The following is a 17,179-nucleotide window of genomic DNA, read 5'->3' as shown; positions in this document are numbered from 1 at the left end:
ATTTTCCTAAAATCCAAAGGTTTTGTTCAGGTCTGTTCTTTTGTAATCCATTTAGGAACCGGTTTAGGACTATAATTTTTCATTTTGTGCAATAAGTTATCAATGTTATCATCAACCAATACCATTTCATAATTGAAGGGTTTCACAAAACCTTGATGAACCATGTGTTTCAGCATTTGAAGTAATGTATCATAAAAACCGTTGGTGTTCAAAACGCCGATAGGGTAATTGTGCAACCCCAATTGCGCCCATGTCAGCATTTCAAAAAACTCTTCCAAGGTTCCGTATCCGCCCGGCAACATCAAAATACCGGAAGACAGCTCGTGCATCCTCATTTTTCGTTCATGCATGTCTTTGGTGATTATAAGTTGCGTCAAGTTAGGGTGATAAACCTCTTTCTTCATTAGAAATTCAGGGATTACACCGATTACTTTCCCCTTGTGGGTTAAAGCTCCTTTAGCCACCGCGCCCATAATACCGATTCGTGCCCCACCATATACCAACGTAATGTGCCTCTCGGCAAGTATCCGACCCAGTTGAAGGGCATCATTTACATATTTGGCATCATCACCTTCGCTACTTCCACAAAAAACAACTATACTATTCATCCCCTACTTTTTACAACGCAGCATTCGTTCATTTCCAAAAATATCTTTTTTTAGTACTACATCCTTAAAATTTTTCGATTCAAAAATTGATTTTGTCTCTAAACCAAGGTATTGATTGATCTCTACATAAAGTGTGCCCCCATCTTTTAAAAAAGCAGCGCTAAATTCAGCCAAGGCCTTATAAAAAACCAAGGCATTGTCATCAGGTACAAATAGTGCCGTAGTAGGTTCGTACCCTTTTACGTTATTGTGCATCTTGGCTTTTTCAGACTCCCGTACGTAGGGAGGGTTGGAAACGATGATATCGAACATGCTTTCAGAAAAATCAATGGCATCCGTTTCTAAATTCAAGATATTGCCCTGTACAAATTCTACTTCAACCTCATGTAGCCCTTTATTCTGATTTGCGACTTTAAGGGCTTCCAAAGATATATCCAATCCGTAAACCTTAGTATGGGGTAACAACTTGGCCAAAGCTATGGCGATACAGCCGCTACCCGTACCAATATCAATGGTATTTAAAATACCATCGGATTGTTTATTGTGATCTTCAATAATCCATTGTACCAACTCCTCCGTTTCAGGTCGAGGTATTAAGGTATGTTCGTTTACTTTAAAGACAAGGTCCAAAAAATAGGCTTCCCCTAAAATGTATTGTACTGGTTCTTCTTTTTTCAGCCGCGACAGGGTTTCAAATAATGGCTGTTCCTCCTTTTTGGTCAAGGTAAGGCGTGGCTGCAAAACGAGAACAAAACGCTCTAGATTTAAAAAATGTTCAATTGTTCTGTAGAAGAGACTGTCTATTTCCTCTTTCCGATAAATTCCCTCAAGTTCATTGTGGTAAATATGCTTTACTTCCGCTAACTGCATGTCCTAGAGCTTTTTTAACATGTAGACCGGGCATGAAGTATGGCCAGTACAACCCATTGCAGAATCCAAGTAATCAAACCCATTCTTTTTGTAAAGCGCTTGGGCTGCCTTCATATAGGGCATGGTTTCAAGGTAACAGCTTTCAAAACCGTATGCTTTTGCTTGGTGCAAACAAGTTTCAATGAGCTTTTTACCCAAACCCCGCCCCCGGGCCTTAGGCAAAAAATACATCTTTTGAAGTTCACAGACATTACCCTCATGATTTGCCAAGGGCGCGATGCCTGCACCACCGATAACAACACCGTTTTCTTCAATGACATAATAGTCGGCATTGGGTATGGCCGAAAAGGCTTCATACATGGTATCCAATTCTTTATCCGCATAGGCAGTTCCCACTTTCGGAACTCCCAATTCTTCGAATACATACCGTACCAGTTTGGCTACTTGCTCATTATCGGTGGGTACTATCTTGCGTATTACAGTGGTCTGCATGTTGCAATTTATTGTGGTATTTTTACGATGTGAATATAGATGAAAAATACCTCTTTCGTTGTATCGAGCTTGGTAAAAAAGGCCTGGGGACCACAGCCCCCAATCCTATGGTCGGCTGTGTCATTGTTCACAATGATAAAATAATCGGGGAAGGTTTTACAAGTCCGTTCGGTGGGCCACATGCGGAGGTCAATGCAATCAATTCGGTAAAAAATAAACTACTATTGCCCCAGGCGACACTTTATGTGACCTTAGAACCATGTTCGCATTACGGAAAAACACCACCTTGTGCCGACTATATCATCAAACATGCCATACCGAAGATCGTCATTGGCTTGAAAGATCCCCACACTAAAGTAGCCGGTAAAGGCATTGAAAGATTAAGGGCTTCAAGTTGTGATGTGAAAGTCGGTGTTTTGAGCAAGGAATGTAGGGAATTGCATAAACGTTTTCTTACATTTCAAGAAAAAAAGCGACCATATATCATCTTAAAATGGGCTGAAACCCTAAATGGGTTCATTGCCCCGGAACCCTCTAAACGAGGTGAAAATCCAAAACCCTTTTGGATTACCAATACGTATTCCAGACAATTGGTACACCAGTGGCGTAGTGAAGAGCAGGCGATTTTGGTCGGTACCAATACCGTACTTTTAGATAATCCGAAACTTGATGTTCGAGACTGGGCCGGTACAAACCCAATGAGGGTGGTATTGGACGCCCGTTTACGTATTCCCCAGAATTTTCATGTCATGGACGAGTCGGTGGATACCCTGGTTCTGCACGACTCAAAAATTAATGGTAACCACAAAAGGGGGATAAGGTATTTGGCTATAGATTACACTAGCCGGATTGCTCCCCAAATTTGCCAAGTGCTTTACGAACATCAAATTACGAGTGTATTGATTGAAGGGGGAAAACAAACGCTTGAAAGCTTTATTACTGCCAATCTATGGGACGAAGCCCGGATATTCACGGGTGCATCATCATTCAAAAACGGAACATCCGCCCCAAAAATCTCAGGAAGGGTGGATTCGACAAAAACAATTATACAGGATACTTTAACTGTGCTCAAAAATGATTAAAAACATCATACTTGATTTTGGGGATATCTTTATCAATCTGGATAAACCCGCTACGGCCCGAGAAATGACCAAATTCGGTTTTAAGGAAATCACTCCTGAACTGGATACACTTTTTAAGGATTATGAGAAGGGGCTACTTTCTTCTGAAGCTTTTTTGGATACTACCCACAGTGCTTTCCCCAAGGCATCGAAACAAGATTTAATTCAAGCTTGGAATGCCATTCTATTGGATTTTCCTGAATACCGTTTGGATTTTTTAGAGGAATTTGCGCAACAAAACAGGTACAAATTACTACTATTGAGCAATACCAATGCCATTCATATCGACCACGTAAAAACCATCATGGGCATGGACAGGTTCAACCGTTTTAAAAATGCGTTTGACCAATTCTACCTTTCCTATGAAATGAAGATGCGTAAGCCAGATGCCGAGATTTTTGAATATGTTTTGCAAGAAAATGGTCTGGTAGCAGCGGAGACCCTTTTCGTAGACGATACCAAAGAAAACACCGACACGGCCTCATCCATGGGAATACAAGTTTGGAACCTTCAGGTAGGTAAGGAGGATATTATTGATTTAAAGCAACATCTGTAATGTTGGACCTCGTTTTTAGTGTATTGTGTTCCTCCCTGATATTTGTAATCTTTAAATTATTCGATACGTATGGAGTACAGACCCTATTTGCAATCATAACCAATTACATGGTCGCTTGTATCACTGGGTTACTATTATATCGAGAACCCATTGATTTTGCTTCAATTCCGTCAAAAAACTGGTTCTTAGGCACTGTATTTCTCGGGATATTGTTCATAGTCATCTTCAATATTATGGCTAAGACCGCCCAAAAAGTAGGTGTTTCAGTGGCATCCGTGGCCACGAAGATGTCTTTGGTGATTCCGGTTATAGTCGGCGTTTTTGCCTATCAAGAACAGCTTTCATTTTTAAAAATAGCAGGTATCCTTTTGGCCTTGGCAGCGGTTTACTTTACCTCAGTGAAGCAAAAATCCTTGGTTATTGCCAAAGATGTACTGCTATTGCCCATACTGGTCTTTCTCGGCTCTGGTACCATTGATGCCAGTATAAAGTACTTTCAAGAAACGCAACTCGAAGTTCAAGAGTACCCCATATTTTCAGCGACGGTGTTTGCCGCAGCTGCATGTACCGGTCTGGTGTTCATTACAATAAAATCATTTGGAACACCACTGAAAATAAACCTGAAAAATATTCTTGGGGGTATCGCCCTTGGTATACCCAATTATTTTTCCATTTTCTTTTTGTTGCGGGCCTTACAAAATGAAAACTGGAACAGCGCGTCCATTTTTACCATCAATAATGTAGCAATCGTGATGTTCTCTACTTTACTAGGTATCGTTCTGTTCAAAGAGCGGTTGAGCATAAAAAACTGGGGTGGTATTCTTTTGGCGGTCATTAGTATTTTGTTGGTCGCACTTTATTGATGGGGTTCGAAGCTGATACATACCGTACTTTGGCAAAGCCTTCTGAAGAAATTCTTTTGAAAGAACGAAAGAGCAAGTTTTATGGCCATGCATACCCCATTCAATCAGAAGAAGTCGTCAAGCCAATAATTGAAATGCTCCGCAAGCAATACGCGAATGCCGGCCATGTGTGTTATGCATGGCAGTTAGGGATAGAACAAACCACCTATCGTGTCAGTGATGACGGAGAACCCAATAATTCCGCTGGGATGCCGATCTATGGGCAGATAAAGGCCTTTGGGCTAACCAATGTATTGGTGACGGTCACCCGTGTTTTTGGTGGTACCAAGTTAGGCGTTGGAGGGTTAATCCAAGCCTATAAGACCGCAGCGCAAATGGCACTTGAAAATTCTGAAACCGTGGTCAAGACCCTCGAGACTTCACTTCGAATTACATTTGCCTACAGCGACATGGAAAAAGTAATGCGAATCGTCAAAAAACACGGTTTGGGCTTGGTTTCGCAAAAAATGGAACTTGATTGTGAATTTGAAATTAGTTGCAGAAAAAAAATGGAAGAAAAAGTAGTTCAACTATTCAATGCACTACCATCCATTTCTATCCACGGAAAATAATATTATCCCAACTTCACCAGAATAGATTCCGGACATTTTATCGGTCTATTGGTCCGTTTATCCATAAAGGCCAATACCGTATTTGCCTCGGCCAACAATTCCCCACTTTCAAGATAGATTTTATAGTCAAATTCTATTTTGACCAAAGGCACTTTTTTTAAAAAGGTCTCGACTGTAATCAGGTCGTCATAAAGTGCGGATTTTTTATAATCTATTTGTAGGTGAATTACAGGTAAGATAATTCCATCATCTTCCAAATCCTTATAACTGATACCCATGGATCTTAGCCACTCTACCCTACCCAACTCTAGATATTGCGCATAATTACCATGGTACACTACCCCCATTTGGTCTGTTTCGCTATACCTTACCCTAAAAGAAAATTTGTGAAAATCCATAGAATTCTGATGAAAAAGTATATATTTATAAGCTAGCTCTTACTGCCGATAACATGAGAAAAAAAAAGTATAAATTCAACGGCTGATTGATTTTTTTTTTAGGTTTTTTGTTCACATATTTGTCGCACGATTGGCATTTGATAATTCGTCAAAAGTTAGCCTACTTAAACTCGAAATACTAACCAAAAAATAAGGAAAAACTTTTATGGGTGTTACTGCTACTTCCGTATGGAACAATTGTTTGGCTTTTATCGAAGATAATATCCAACCGCAGGCATTCAAAACGTGGTTTCTCCCCATTAAACCAGTTCGACTGCAAGATAATGCTTTAAGCATTCAAGTACCTAGTAAATTCTTTTACGAATGGCTAGAAGAGCACTATGTAAAACTTTTAAAGGTAGCCCTACGAAAAGAATTGGGTGCCAATGCCAAACTGGTCTATGTGATTAAAATGGAAAACAAATACGGTAATAACGAGCCATTTACCGAAAAAATTCCAAGTTCAAATCGTTCTACAATGGCACCCCAGGAGTTGGACGTACCCATCACTTCAAAAAACCCTGAACTCAAAAATCCGTTCATAATACCGGGTATACGAAATATCAAGATCGAGTCACAGCTCAATCCAAACTATAACTTTGAAAATTTCTTGGAAGGGGATTCCAACCGACTTGCACGTTCGGCGGGTATGGCCGTAGCGAATAAACCCGGTGGCACTTCCTTTAATCCCTTACTTGTATTTGGGGGCGTCGGTTTGGGAAAAACACATTTAGCACATGCCATAGGTGTTGAAATAAAGGAAAAATATCCAGAACGCACCGTATTGTATATCTCAGCGGAGAAGTTTACACAGCAGTATATCGAATCCGTAAAGAAGAACACGCGTAATGATTTTATTCATTTTTACCAATTGATCGATGTACTCATCATTGACGATGTACAATTCCTATCAGGTAAATCTGGTACACAAGACGTCTTCTTCCATATATTCAACCATTTACATCAAAATGGAAAACAGGTTATCTTAACTTCTGATAAAGCACCTGTTGATATGCAAGATATTGAACAACGATTGTTATCTCGATTTAAGTGGGGGCTTTCTGCAGAGTTACAAACCCCTGATTATGAAACGAGAATCTCAATATTAAAAAACAAGCTCTATCGAGATGGTGTTGAAATGCCTGAAGAAATCATCGAGCATGTTGCCAAACACATCAAGACAAATATCAGGGAGTTGGAGGGTGCCATCATATCATTGATTGCCCAGGCATCTTTCAATAAACGTGAGGTTACCTTGGATTTGGCCCAACAAGTGGTTGAAAAATTTGTCAAGAATACCAAACGTGAAGTTTCAATAGACTATATTCAAAAAGTAGTCTCGGATTACTTTGAAATGGATGTGGCCACTTTACAATCAAAAACCCGTAAGCGCCATATCGTTCAGGCACGCCAACTAGCCATGTTTTTCGCCAAGAAATTCACCAAAGCGTCTTTGGCAAGTATTGGTTCGCAAATAGGGAAACGTGACCATGCCACTGTGCTTCATGCCTGTAAGACCGTTGATAATCTGGCGGAAACAGATAAGCAATTCAGAAAATATATTGAGGACCTCAATAAAAAATTCACGTAATCAAATTTTATCATGACCAAAGTTTTGATGGTGTGCCTAGGCAATATTTGTAGGTCTCCATTGGCAGAGGGTATTTTAAGATCAAAAGTCGATCCCCGTATGGTCGATGTTGATTCGGCCGGTACCGCTGGGTACCATATTGGCAATTCACCGGACCCAAGGTCTATAGCAGTAGCACAAAAATACGGCATTGATATCAGTGCCCAAATCTGTAGGAAGTTCGTTCCTGAGGATTTTTCGCGGTACGATACGATTTATGCTATGGATTTGAGCAACTACAATGATATTATCGCACAGACAACTGATGATGATTATCAAAAAAAGGTGAAGCTCTTACTTGATACCGTTTCAGTGGGTATCAACGAAGTTCCCGATCCCTATTACGGCGGCACCAATGGTTTTGAGAAGGTGTTTCATTTGATTTCACAGGCGTGTGATACTATAGCACAAAACTTGAAACAATGAGGGAGGGCAATCAATCCAAAAAAGGAAACCTTTATTTAATTCCTACCACTTTAGGGGCTAACGCCCCTTTAGAGGTTTTACCCATATCCATAAAAAGAACCATAGAAAATATAGATCATTACATTGCTGAAAATGAAAAGACCGCAAGAAGGTTCATTAAAAGTATCAGTACCAATAAATCACAACCAAGCCTGAAATTTGAGCATTTAAACAAGTTTACGGATCCTACTGAAATTCCGAGTTACCTGAATCCGTGCCTCGACGGTTTCGACGTAGGCTTACTTTCAGAGGCAGGTTGCCCTGGCATTGCTGATCCAGGAGCCGATGTTGTGCGGATCGCCCACGAAAAAAAAATCAAAGTGGTGCCCTTGGTTGGACCTTCCTCTATTCTTCTGGCTTTAATGGCCAGTGGCATGAACGGTCAGAATTTCGCCTTTAATGGATACCTACCAATAGATAAAAACGAACGTAAGAACAGAATCAAAAAACTTGAACGCCACTCAAGGGATTATCAACAAGCGCAAGTATTTATTGAGACACCTTATCGCAACAACAAATTACTTGAAGAATTTACTAAGATTTTACAACCAGCTACGCTATTATGCGTGGCTGCAGAAATTACACTACCTACAGAGTACATCGTAACACAACCGATTGAAGAGTGGTATACTATAGACCTTGATCTGCATAAAAGACCCACAATATTCATTTTTCAGGCGTAAAACCTAAACGCCTATCATAATTACAGGGAGTCTTGGAAGGTAGCTTATACCTTGGGGTTGTGCTTCGATTTGACCTGTGAAATATCGAATCCCCCGAACTTTCTCATATATTGTGCCATTGAGGTACCATAGGCATCTGAAAAGTCTTGCTTACCATAAGACCTAAGATACTTTTTAACATTACCGGCACCAGCAAGATGCGCTGCAGCGATAATCCCAGATTCAGAAATAACGGTCCCGTTTATTCTTTTGCCCACAAAACGTTTGATATCGCGCCTTAGTATCCATTTGTTGCGCGCCACGTTTAATTTGAATACTTTTTCTTGTAGTACAGGGTCTTGTAGAAAAACCTCGGTATCGCTGACTCCCATTAGTCGTAAGGTACCAATACCAAATTGATACTTTCCCAAATAGCCTAATGTGTTAATCGTATTATACTTGCCTTGCGATTCTTTAAAGGCCAATGCTTCTTTAAAACCGATATAAGAGCTGCCTAGAACGATGGGTGTTGAATACGGTATCTCTAAAAGTTCTGTGTTCAAAACCGGGCCATTGACGAAGTACGAAGACGCTGTTCGCAACTCGACAGGTACTTCAACCTTCTTTTCACTCTTAAAAGAATATGTTCCAAAACTTGTGAGAATCACAATCATGGCAAGATGTCCAAAAAAACCAATCCATCTTTTCATAACCTATAAATTTAGACTCCGAAAACCGAAGTATAATTCAAGCGGGCAAATATAATGGGGGATTTTTTAAAGGGGACACTAAAATTCTTAAGAAATTCTTAATCAACTGATAAATAACGTTAAACGGTTGAAATTACCCGACGAAGTCTACTTATCTACTAATATGCTGATTGTTCAACCATCGGACGTATTGCGCTTTATTTCGGTTATGCTGCGCTAGGGTTTTGGCAAACATATGATATCCAAAGTTCGAAACGTTGGCGACAAAGTATAGATAATCATGTTTTTCAGCATTCAAGACGGCATCTACCGAAGAGATATCGGGCATCGTAATCGGACCTGGGGGGACGCCAGCATACTTATAGGTATTGTAAGGGGAATCCATTTCCAGATCTTTGTACAAAACCCTTTTGATTATCGTATCAAAATTTCCGGTCTCTTTTTTTATGGCATAAATTACCGTGGGGTCTGCCTGCAAGAGCATCCCTTTTCGTATTCTATTAAGGTAGACTCCGGCAACCCTGGGCCTCTCGTCTATCTTTACCGTTTCTTTTTGTACGATTGCGGCGATTGATATTATTTCCATGGGATCAAGGTTCAACGCTCCGGCCTTTTTGACACGTTCTTCATTCCAAAACCGATCATATTCCTTCTTCATCCTGTCACGAAATTTCTCGGCACTGGTATTCCAAAAGAACTCGTACGTATTCGGAATATACATTCCGAGTTTGGTATCTTCATTAAAACCGTTGGACCCAAGAAATTTCTTATCGTTCAAGACACTGACCAAACTTGCACTATCGGCTTCTATTTGAGTTGCGATCCTGCCTGCAAGGGAGTTGAGGTTCTCTTGATTATTGAATGATACTTTTACGGGTAAGTTTCTGCTGCGAAGGGTATTTACAATAGCATTGTTGCTCATTCCCTTGGCTATGGCATAGCGACCGCCCTTGATATTATTAGTGTAGCCTTTTCGTTGCGCTACTGCTTCAAACGAACCAATATCGCTTAAAAGCGGTTGCAATTGTTGTTTTACGTCATTGAAGGTAGCATTTGAAGTGATGTAGACAAAGGCTTCTTCATTTTCAAAATCCGTATTTGGCGAAAAAATAGCATCATAGATCTTGTATGCCATGAAACCACAAATGACCAGACCAAGGATTGCGGTTGCCCAGATTACTTTTTTAAGATTTTTCAAGGTTTTAGTTTTTGATATAAAACTTCATTTTTAAACATCGATTCTGAATAAATCCAATCCTTTTTTATTCCCACCCTAGTAAATCTAAGCTTTTCAAACACATGGATGCTCGCGAAATTATGCTCTAACACGTTGGCATAAATTTGGTGCAGGTCAAGTTTCTGAAATGCATAATCACATAGTAACCCAATTGCCTCAGACCCGATGCCTTTATTACGATTGCCTGCATCAGCGATGATAACCCCCAACCCTGCCCGCTTATTTTTTGGATCGAAGTCGAACAGATCAATCAAGCCCAATATCATATTATCTTTCGAACATATGCAAAGGCGCAACTGTTTGACTTCGTAAATATCACGATGGGCATTTTCGAGATAGCGTTGGAGTACGGCTTTTGAATAGGGCGTTATCGTTCCACTGACCTCCCATAAAACCGGATTATTCTCCAATTGATAGAGAAACTCCAAATCAGAAGGTTCGATTGCCCTTAAATAGACATTTTTCCCTTGAATGTTCACCATTCCATTTCTCCTTTGAAAACCATTTTTGCCGTTCCCGTTAATTTTACATCGGTATAACTAGCATTGCCAGCCGCAAAAGAAACTTCAAGGTTTCCCCCGACAGTCTTAATTTTCACCTTTTCCTTTTTTGTTTTTCCCGAGCGGTGCATGGCCAAGGCAACCGCAGTTACACCGGTACCACAAGATAACGTCTCACCTTCTACCCCTCGTTCATAGGTTCTAACGTCAAACGACCCGCTGTCATTTTCATTAACAAAATTAATATTACTGCCCTCTTCACCATAAATACCATATCTAATCTTGGCACCCTCTTTTTGAACGTCCAATGTATCTAAATTAGGAACCAACTGTACGTGATGCGGCGACCCGGTATTCAAATAAAAATATTTCCCGGTTTCCCTGATATTCGTTACGTCGATCATTTGTAAGGTCACCACATCATCAACAATGGTAGCCTTATGCTTTCCATCTACCGCCATGAATACGGTTTCCGGCCCGATTATCCCCAATAATTTGGCAAACGCCACAACACACCTACCTCCATTGCCACACATCGTGCTTTCATTTCCGTCAGAATTATAATACACCATCTTAAAATCAAACTGGGTATCATTTTCCAATAATATCAAGCCATCGGCACCAACACCAAACTTTCTCTCGCATACAGACCTTATAAGTTTTTTATCTTTTCTCGGGAAAAAGTTTTGACGATTATCGATTAAGATGAAATCGTTGCCCGTTCCCTGATATTTAAAAAACGTAAATTTTCGGGTGTTGTTCATAGGGTAAAGATAAGATATTCTTTAAGGTTTTTTTTGCAGTTAAAAACACGTTAAACTGTTAAAATGGATTATGCATTTCCATTAATTTTAAACTGTTTAATTTAAATTAAAAGGAGATTAAATTATGAAAAGAACAGCGAGTTTATTTTTGGTTGCCCTTTTCGCAGGGGCAATTACGCTAGGCAGTTACAAACTATTCTTTGAAAAAGATAATTTCAAGTATGTACAAGAAACGGCGACACCTTTCGTAACCACAAGTTTACCCACATCCGCTGCCGGTGCGGGCATCAATGAAGTAGACTTTACCGTTGCCGCAGAGAAAACGGTACATGCCGTAGTGCACGTCAAAAATATGACATTGAGCAAAAGTAGTCCGTTGGCTGGCTTCTTTTATGGTTTTGAAAGCAGTCAAAGACCTCAAATAGGGACAGGTTCTGGTGTGATCATCTCTGCCGATGGCTATATCGTAACCAATAACCACGTCATTGATAAATCAAAAGAACTTGAGGTAACGCTCAATAACAATAAAACCTATGAGGCTGAGATTGTAGGTGCCGATGCCAGTTCTGATATTGCCTTACTTAAAATAGATACCGAAGAACCTTTACCATACTTGGCTTTCGGCGATTCTGACGGCACAAAAATAGGCGAATGGGTTTTAGCCGTTGGCAACCCCTTCAATTTAACCTCTACGGTAACCGCTGGGATTGTAAGTGCAAAAGCGAGATCTATCTCGCCAAGAAGCAATCAATCATTCATACAAACGGATGCCGCGGTAAATCCCGGTAATTCTGGCGGTGCGCTTGTAAATACAAATGGCGAGCTTATCGGTATCAACACGGCGATAACTTCGCAAACAGGTTCTTATGTGGGCTATTCATTTGCAGTACCCAGCAACATCGCCAATAAAGTGGTAAACGATCTCTTAGAATTTGGAAGGGTACAAAAAGGTATATTAGGAATTTCTGGGGCAAACATCAATGCGGCTTTGGCCGAGCAAGAGGGACTGAATGAAAATGAAGGGGTGTATGTAGCCACAGTAGAAGAAGAATCCGGTGCTGCCGACGCAGGTATAAAAAGTGGCGATATCATCAAACAAGTGGATAATGTAAAAGTGCGTAAATTTTCGGAATTGACCGGTTATCTATCCGCGAAGCGCCCGGGAGACAAGGTAGAGGTCGTAATCGATCGTGAAAGTGAGCTTATAACCGTACCGGTAACACTTAAAAAACGGCTTACGGTAGAATTGCCGCAAATGGGCCTAACGGTCAAAGACCTATCGGAAAAAGATAAAAAGACCTATAAAACAAAGTCTGGGGTCAAAATTATAGCAGTGCCACAACAATATCAAGATTATGGTTTGGAAAATAAGGTAATCGTCAAAGTTGATGATAACGATGTACGTAATATCGAAGAGGCTAGAACCGTATTCAATGGTATTTCGAAATACGGTCGTACCAGTATTACTTTGATAAGTAAGGATGGTGAACGTGAGAGGCTTATTTTTCAATGATCAAGCACTTTCTACACTGAATACAACGCCCATTCGTGGGCGTTTTTTTATTCCATCATTTTGCTTTACGAAAACGTTTGAAATACCTAATTTTGCCAAGATTTAAAAACAACCAAAACCAATTATGAGCGATATTAGGTCATACGAGAAAGAGTTGGCGTTTCAGGCAGATAGAAGAAAAGCCACTACGGAATTCATTAAAATAATCAGTGACTTATGGTATGATAAGGCCATAGAGGTAGTACTGTTCAAAAATCAGGTCATTGATAAAAATGTAAGTGAGATAATCAACTTGCACGAATATGCAGGGGAGTTCGTTCAAAAACCAATCTCTATTTTTGACTCCGTTGAACTTTTGCGTGCTATCAACGATATCAATTTACCCCCGGCCAAACTTGATATCGGCAAATTAACCTATGAATTCCATTCTCAAGATAGTGACCATTTAAACGTAAAATCGTTTATAATAGATAAGTTGAATGAAGCGAAGGAATCAAGGGAAGTAAAACCAAAAGATGTAGTGCTCTATGGTTTTGGCCGTATCGGAAGGTTGCTCGCTCGCGAACTGATGGCCAGAACGGGAAAAGGAAACCAGTTACGTTTGAGGGCTATTGTAACGAGGGGGAAAATAGATCGGGAAGTGCTGGAAAAAAGGGCCGCTTTGTTGAGAACGGACTCCGTTCATGGACAATTTAGTGGAACCGTTGAGGTAGATGTGCAAAAAAAGGCACTACTGATCAATGGTACCACCGTTTACATCATTACGGCGAGTAGGCCCGAAAACATTGACTATACCAAATATGGTATTTATAATGCCTTGATTATCGATAATACCGGAGCCTTTAGGGATAAGGCTGCTTTAGAAAGGCATTTGGAATCAAAAGGGGCCCATAAAGTGTTATTGACCGCACCGGGTAAAGAAGTGCCCAATATTGTTCATGGGGTAAACCATAAGGATCATGATCCCGACAAAACCAAGATTTTTTCCGCAGCCTCCTGTACTACCAACGCCATAACGCCCGTTTTAAAGGTTATCGATGATTCGTTAGGTATTAAAAAAGGGCATCTCGAGACCATTCATGCCTATACCAATGACCAAAACCTTGTAGATAATATGCACGACAAGTACCGTCGTGGCCGTTCAGCTGCCTTAAATATGGTAATCACTGAGACGGGGGCGGGAAAAGCCGTATCAAAGGCATTACCCACCTTGAAAGGTAAATTGACCTCAAATGCCATAAGGGTACCTGTGCCAAACGGATCCTTGGCGATACTGAATCTTGAAGTGGACAATAAAACATCGATTGAGGCCTTGAACACCATCTTAAAAAAGTATGCTTTAGAAGGTGACCTTGTGGAACAAATTAAATATTCTTTGAGCAATGAGCTTGTTTCCTCTGATATCGTGGGTACCTCTGCCCCATCCATTTATGATAGTAGGGCCACAATCGTATCAGCAGATGGAAAAAATATCGTGCTTTACGTCTGGTATGATAATGAATATGGATATTCGCACCAAGTGATCCGTTTGGCAAAATATATTGCTAAGGTGAGGCGATATACCTACTACTAGACTTTACGATTCGTATTTTTTGGTGAATTGTATTAATGATGTAACTTCGTTCTGCTCTAAATCGATTAATTAAGTATAAGAACCTATGAAAAACTTTTTATTGTTTTTTAGTGGCGCATTGCTGTATTTCAATACGTTGAATGCCCAAGAAGAACCCACAGTAGATGATATGACCATAAAAGGTCAATTTGAGACTTTGGTCAGAAAATCCACCAACTATCGTCAAGGAGGAAAACGATATGAGGTCGTTCGCCTTTTGGAGTTGGAAGCCTTTCAAAAAAACGTTTTGGATACCATAAGTGCGGCAAATAACAATATATCGGAACTTCAGGCCACTATCGCCAAAAATGAAACCACGCTAAGTTCCCTAAATACAAAACTAGATGAAACGTCAAAGAAACTTGGGGAAGTTACTTCAGAAAAGGATAGTATGTCATTCTTTGGGTTAATGGTCTCAAAAGGTTCTTATAAATTGATTGTTTGGTCGATTATCTTCGGCCTTTTGGTACTGTTCGTGTTGTTTGTCTACAAGTTCAAAAACAGCAATGCATTGACACAACTGGCCAAGGCCAATTTAGCCGATGTGGAAATGGAATTTGAGGAACACCGAAGAAGGGCCTTGGAGCGAGAACAGAAAATAAGCCGTAAACTACAAGACGAGATCAATAAAAATAAAAAGGGAGCCTAAATCGCAATGCTTAAGATCATTCGCGCCAATGGGCGACACATTGATTTGATTACACCCCTTTTTGATGCTTACAGGGTCTTTTACGGACAAAATTCAGGAAATAACGCCTCAGCCTTTTTTATTGAAGAAAGGCTCAAACGAAACGAATCCATTATTTTTTTGGCGCTTGAGAAGGAGCGTCCAGTTGGTTTCACCCAACTTTACAGGACTTTTTCATCAGTTAGCTTGCAGCCATTTTTTATTTTGAACGATTTGTATGTCGATAAAAAATATCGGTGTAAAGGAATCGGGGCGGCTTTACTCGAACATGCAAAAATGCATTGTACCGAAATGGGATCAAAAGGTTTGGCCCTTGAAACAGCTATAGACAACCCTGCACAAAAATTATATGAAAAGCTGGGATGGGAGAACGATGGTTCCATAAAACATTATTTTTGGACCGCCCCAAAAGGGACATGATTTTCCACACCCAATTTAACGAGACGTACCATGCGAATTGATATCATCACCGTTTTACCAGAGCTTTTAAAAAGTCCTTTTGATGCTTCCATTCTCAAAAGGGCCATTCAGAAAGGCTTGGTCGAGGTACACCTTCATAATTTACGCGATTTTGCTATTGGCAATTACAACCAGGTCGATGATTACCAATTTGGTGGTGGTGCAGGCATGGTGCTCATGATTGAACCCATCGACAAATGCATCACTTCCCTTCGCCAAGAGCGTGATTATGACGAGATCATATATATGACCCCTGACGGCGATACCTTAGATCAGAAAATTGCAAATAATCTTTCTTTAAAGGGGAACCTCATTATTCTTTGTGGTCACTATAAGGGTGTTGACCAGAGGGTACGTGATCGATTCATTACCAAAGAAATATCCATTGGTGATTTTGTTTTATCAGGTGGTGAACTAGCGGCCGCCGTACTTGCAGATTCGATAATTCGTCTACTACCAGGCGTTTTGAATGATGAGACATCAGCTTTGACCGACACGTTTCAAGATGGCCTTTTAGCCCCGCCGGTATACACACGACCTGCTGCTTATGAGGGAATGCAGGTTCCTGAGGTACTATTGAGTGGTAACTTTCCAAAAATCGAGGCTTGGCGTGAAGAACAGGCTTTGAACAGAACCAAGGAAAGAAGACCAGATCTTTTGGAATAAGCTATCATTCGCCCAAATAATCAAGAAAACCTCTTGCTAGTTTTAAAATAAGCATTAATTTTGCACCGCATTAAAATCAACCTCTGACGAAAATCGTGAACGTTGTTTTTGAAAAATCCATAAAACACAGCTATGGAATCTTTAATAAAATTTGTAGAGAGCGAGTTCGTCGCAAAAAAAGAGTTTCCCAAATTTTCGGCAGGTGATACCATAACGGTATACTACGAAATCAAGGAAGGGGAAAAAACCCGAACCCAGTTTTTCAAAGGTGTCGTCATTCAACGAAGGGGAAGTGGTTCTACAGAAACATTCACCATTAGAAAGATGTCCGGTACTGTAGGGGTTGAACGTATTTTTCCAGTAAACATGCCTGCTTTACAAAAAATTGAGATCAATAAAAAAGGTAAGGTCCGAAGAGCTAGAATATTCTACTTTAGAGGATTGACCGGCAAAAAAGCTAGAATTAAAGAGGTAAGATCTTAATAAAAGATTAAAAGATATTCCCAAAGCACCTGATTTTCATCAGGTGCTTTTTTATGAACAATTGTTAATAACAAGAGTTTATAAATTGTTGATTACTAATTAGTTGTAAAATTTGGATTATTCATGTTTTCCCCTACTTTAGTGACAGGAATTTAGACCGATTAATCGATTTAGATTTTTTTCAAAGTTGACGTTCTTTAAAATGTTGTGCGATTATTACTGGTCAGTAGTA

At 40.1% G+C, this 17,179-nt stretch carries 21 protein-coding genes; 13 read left to right on the top strand and 8 right to left on the bottom strand.

Going from position 1 to position 17,179, the window contains the following annotated elements; genetic code table 11:
• Positions 1–26 precede the first annotated feature (26 nt).
• From AACM45_RS01425 to AACM45_RS01415, 3 genes are read right to left on the bottom strand one after another with little or no spacing between them, the layout of a single operon-like run.
• Positions 27–608: an LOG family protein gene (locus tag AACM45_RS01425; RefSeq protein ID WP_339140280.1), complete on the bottom strand. Its 582-nt coding sequence runs from the start codon at positions 606–608 to the stop codon at positions 27–29.
• Positions 609–611: 3 nt separating this feature from the next.
• The gene (prmC, locus tag AACM45_RS01420) at positions 612–1,478 is read right to left on the bottom strand and encodes a peptide chain release factor N(5)-glutamine methyltransferase (RefSeq protein WP_339140279.1); all 867 of its coding nucleotides are present in this window, start codon (positions 1,476–1,478) and stop codon (positions 612–614) included.
• A 3-nt stretch (positions 1,479–1,481) separates the two neighbouring features.
• On the bottom strand, positions 1,482–1,970 hold the full coding sequence (locus AACM45_RS01415) for a GNAT family N-acetyltransferase (protein ID WP_339140278.1): 489 nt from the start codon (positions 1,968–1,970) through the stop codon (positions 1,482–1,484).
• A 29-nt stretch (positions 1,971–1,999) separates the two neighbouring features.
• On the opposite strand from AACM45_RS01415, the gene ribD reads away from it, so the two are divergent.
• The 4 genes from ribD to AACM45_RS01395 are packed head-to-tail and all read left to right on the top strand — an operon-like array spanning position 2,000 to position 5,121.
• On the top strand, positions 2,000–3,052 hold the full coding sequence (ribD, locus tag AACM45_RS01410; protein ID WP_339140277.1) for a bifunctional diaminohydroxyphosphoribosylaminopyrimidine deaminase/5-amino-6-(5-phosphoribosylamino)uracil reductase RibD: 1,053 nt from the start codon (positions 2,000–2,002) through the stop codon (positions 3,050–3,052).
• A complete protein-coding gene (locus AACM45_RS01405) occupies positions 3,045–3,647 on the top strand; it encodes an HAD-IA family hydrolase (RefSeq protein ID WP_339140276.1) in 603 nt (200 codons plus the stop codon). The genes ribD and AACM45_RS01405 overlap by 8 nt, the downstream gene beginning before the upstream one ends.
• Positions 3,647–4,510 (top strand): DMT family transporter, encoded by an 864-nt coding sequence (locus AACM45_RS01400; RefSeq protein ID WP_339140275.1) that lies wholly within the window; start codon positions 3,647–3,649, stop codon positions 4,508–4,510. Before AACM45_RS01405 ends, AACM45_RS01400 begins: the two co-directional genes overlap by 1 nt.
• Positions 4,510–5,121 carry an IMPACT family protein gene (locus AACM45_RS01395; RefSeq protein WP_339140274.1) on the top strand — a complete coding sequence of 204 codons (612 nt, stop codon included), beginning with the start codon at positions 4,510–4,512 and terminating at the stop codon, positions 5,119–5,121. Before AACM45_RS01400 ends, AACM45_RS01395 begins: the two co-directional genes overlap by 1 nt.
• Before the next feature lie 2 nt (positions 5,122–5,123).
• On the opposite strand, the gene AACM45_RS01390 is transcribed toward AACM45_RS01395, so the two are convergent.
• A complete protein-coding gene (locus AACM45_RS01390) occupies positions 5,124–5,519 on the bottom strand; it encodes an acyl-CoA thioesterase (RefSeq protein ID WP_339140273.1) in 396 nt (131 codons plus the stop codon).
• Positions 5,520–5,724: 205 nt separating this feature from the next.
• On the opposite strand from AACM45_RS01390, the gene dnaA reads away from it, so the two are divergent.
• The 3 genes from dnaA to AACM45_RS01375 are packed head-to-tail and all read left to right on the top strand — an operon-like array spanning position 5,725 to position 8,336.
• The gene (gene dnaA, locus AACM45_RS01385; protein ID WP_339140272.1) at positions 5,725–7,149 is read left to right on the top strand and encodes a chromosomal replication initiator protein DnaA; all 1,425 of its coding nucleotides are present in this window, start codon (positions 5,725–5,727) and stop codon (positions 7,147–7,149) included.
• A gap of 12 nt (positions 7,150–7,161) precedes the next feature.
• Positions 7,162–7,614, top strand: a complete 453-nt coding sequence (locus tag AACM45_RS01380) for a low molecular weight protein-tyrosine-phosphatase (RefSeq protein WP_339140271.1) — start codon at positions 7,162–7,164, stop codon at positions 7,612–7,614.
• Positions 7,611–8,336, top strand: coding sequence for an SAM-dependent methyltransferase (locus AACM45_RS01375; RefSeq protein WP_339140270.1), 726 nt, complete (start codon positions 7,611–7,613; stop codon positions 8,334–8,336). Before AACM45_RS01380 ends, AACM45_RS01375 begins: the two co-directional genes overlap by 4 nt.
• Before the next feature lie 44 nt (positions 8,337–8,380).
• On the opposite strand, the gene AACM45_RS01370 is transcribed toward AACM45_RS01375, so the two are convergent.
• The 4 genes from AACM45_RS01370 to dapF form a co-directional block, all read right to left on the bottom strand.
• Positions 8,381–9,025, bottom strand: a complete 645-nt coding sequence (locus AACM45_RS01370) for a hypothetical protein (protein ID WP_339140269.1) — start codon at positions 9,023–9,025, stop codon at positions 8,381–8,383.
• Between the two features lie 151 nt (positions 9,026–9,176).
• Positions 9,177–10,223 carry an endolytic transglycosylase MltG gene (gene mltG / locus AACM45_RS01365; RefSeq protein ID WP_339140268.1) on the bottom strand — a complete coding sequence of 349 codons (1,047 nt, stop codon included), beginning with the start codon at positions 10,221–10,223 and terminating at the stop codon, positions 9,177–9,179.
• On the bottom strand, positions 10,220–10,744 hold the full coding sequence (locus tag AACM45_RS01360) for a GNAT family N-acetyltransferase (RefSeq protein WP_339140267.1): 525 nt from the start codon (positions 10,742–10,744) through the stop codon (positions 10,220–10,222). The genes mltG and AACM45_RS01360 overlap by 4 nt, the downstream gene beginning before the upstream one ends.
• Positions 10,738–11,526 carry a diaminopimelate epimerase gene (gene dapF / locus AACM45_RS01355; protein WP_339140266.1) on the bottom strand — a complete coding sequence of 263 codons (789 nt, stop codon included), beginning with the start codon at positions 11,524–11,526 and terminating at the stop codon, positions 10,738–10,740. The genes AACM45_RS01360 and dapF overlap by 7 nt, the downstream gene beginning before the upstream one ends.
• Positions 11,527–11,650: 124 nt before the next feature.
• On the opposite strand from dapF, the gene AACM45_RS01350 reads away from it, so the two are divergent.
• From AACM45_RS01350 to rplS, 6 genes are all read left to right on the top strand, one after another.
• Positions 11,651–13,039 (top strand): trypsin-like peptidase domain-containing protein, encoded by a 1,389-nt coding sequence (locus tag AACM45_RS01350; protein WP_339140265.1) that lies wholly within the window; start codon positions 11,651–11,653, stop codon positions 13,037–13,039.
• A 124-nt stretch (positions 13,040–13,163) separates the two neighbouring features.
• Positions 13,164–14,612 (top strand): glyceraldehyde-3-phosphate dehydrogenase, encoded by a 1,449-nt coding sequence (locus tag AACM45_RS01345; protein WP_339140264.1) that lies wholly within the window; start codon positions 13,164–13,166, stop codon positions 14,610–14,612.
• Positions 14,613–14,697: 85 nt separating this feature from the next.
• Entirely contained in the window at positions 14,698–15,300 is a 603-nt protein-coding gene (locus AACM45_RS01340) for a tRNA (guanine-N1)-methyltransferase (RefSeq protein WP_339140263.1), read from the top strand.
• Between the two features lie 6 nt (positions 15,301–15,306).
• Entirely contained in the window at positions 15,307–15,759 is a 453-nt protein-coding gene (locus tag AACM45_RS01335) for a GNAT family N-acetyltransferase (RefSeq protein ID WP_339140262.1), read from the top strand.
• 30 nt (positions 15,760–15,789) lie between these two features.
• Positions 15,790–16,464, top strand: coding sequence for a tRNA (guanosine(37)-N1)-methyltransferase TrmD (gene trmD, locus AACM45_RS01330; protein WP_339140261.1), 675 nt, complete (start codon positions 15,790–15,792; stop codon positions 16,462–16,464).
• Between the two features lie 132 nt (positions 16,465–16,596).
• Complete coding sequence (rplS, locus tag AACM45_RS01325; protein WP_339140260.1) at positions 16,597–16,947, top strand: 50S ribosomal protein L19; 351 nt, start codon at positions 16,597–16,599, stop codon at positions 16,945–16,947.
• Positions 16,948–17,179: the final 232 nt, after the last annotated feature.

Source organism: Croceitalea sp. MTPC5 (genome assembly GCF_036985505.1).
In the GTDB taxonomy this organism is placed as follows: Bacteria; Bacteroidota; Bacteroidia; order Flavobacteriales; family Flavobacteriaceae; genus Croceitalea.
The sequence above is the reverse complement of the archived record's forward strand: the minus strand, read 5'-3'. Positions and strand labels throughout refer to the sequence as shown.